Consider the following 1,187-nt stretch of genomic DNA (forward strand, 5'->3'; position numbering starts at 1 on the left):
GCTGGTGGTCTCCCGGCCCGGCGCCGGGGTGTTCCGGGCGGCGGCCTTCGCCGCGGCCCCGGCCGTCCCCGCCGCACCGTCCGGCCGCACCGGCGACCTCTCCTGGCAGCAGATCGCGCTCAGCGCCGACTCCGGCCCGCGCGACCTGCTCGCCGCCCCCGTGTTCGCCACCCTCCGGGTGCCCCCGCCCGACGTCGTCGACCTCAACAGCGGCTACCCGCACGCCTCGCTGCTGCCCGAGCGGCTGCTCGCCGCCGCGCTCGCCCGGGCCGGCCGGCGGCCGGGCGCCTGGGACCGCCCGCCCACCGACGGCCTCACCGAACTGCGCGGCTGGTTCGCCCGGGACATCGGCGGCCACGGCGGGCCGATCGGCGTCGGGGACGTCCTGATCACCTCCGGCGGGCAGAGCGGGCTGACCGTCGCCATGCGGGCGCTCGCCGCGCCCGGCTCGCCGGTGCTGGTGGAGTCGCCGACGTACGCGGGCATCCTGGCGGTCGTCCGGGCGGCCGGGCTGCGGCCCGTCCCGGTCCCGGTCGACGCCGACGGCCTGCGCACCGACCTGCTGGCGGACGCCTTCGCGGCCACCCGGGCACGGGTCCTCGTCTGCCAGCCGCTGTTCCAGAACCCCACGGGGGCGGTGCTGTCGCCCGAACGGCGGGAGGAGGTGCTGCGGATCGCCCGGGCCGCCGGGGCCTTCGTGGTCGAGGACGACTTCGCCCGGCTGCTGGTCCACGCGGACGCCCCCGCGCTGCCGCGCCCGCTCGCCGCCGACGACCGGGACGGGGTCGTGGTGCACCTGCGCTCGCTGACCAAGGCGGCCTCCCCCAACCTGCGGGTCGGCGCCCTCACCGCGCGCGGACCGGCGCTGGCCCGACTGCGGGCCACCCAGGTGGTGGACAGCTTCTTCGTGCCCCGGCCGCTCCAGGAGGCCACCCTGGAACTGGTCGCCGACCCCGCCTGGGCCCGTCACCTGCGCACTCTCGGCGCCGAACTGCGCGACCGCCGCACCGCCGCCGTCGCCGCCCTGCACCGCGAGCTGCCCGGCGTCCTCGGCACCCACCGCCCCGGCGGCTACCACCTGTGGCTGCGCTTCCCGGACGGCGTCGACGACACCGCCCTCGCCGCGGCCGCGCTGCGCGCCGGCGTCCAGGTCTCCCCCGGCCGCCCCTACCACCCCGCCGAACCCC

At 79.4% G+C, this 1,187-nt stretch carries 1 protein-coding gene; it reads left to right on the forward strand.

Translation table 11 applies throughout. From position 1 onward, the window contains the following. Position 1: 1 nt before the first annotated feature. On the forward strand, positions 2-1,187 hold a 1,186-nt coding region (locus tag ACIQOV_RS42105), incomplete at its 3' end, for a PLP-dependent aminotransferase family protein (protein WP_401056519.1).

It is taken from the genome of Kitasatospora sp. NPDC091257, from assembly GCF_044757675.1.
Classification (GTDB): Bacteria; Actinomycetota; Actinomycetes; order Streptomycetales; family Streptomycetaceae; genus Kitasatospora; species Kitasatospora lactacystinica.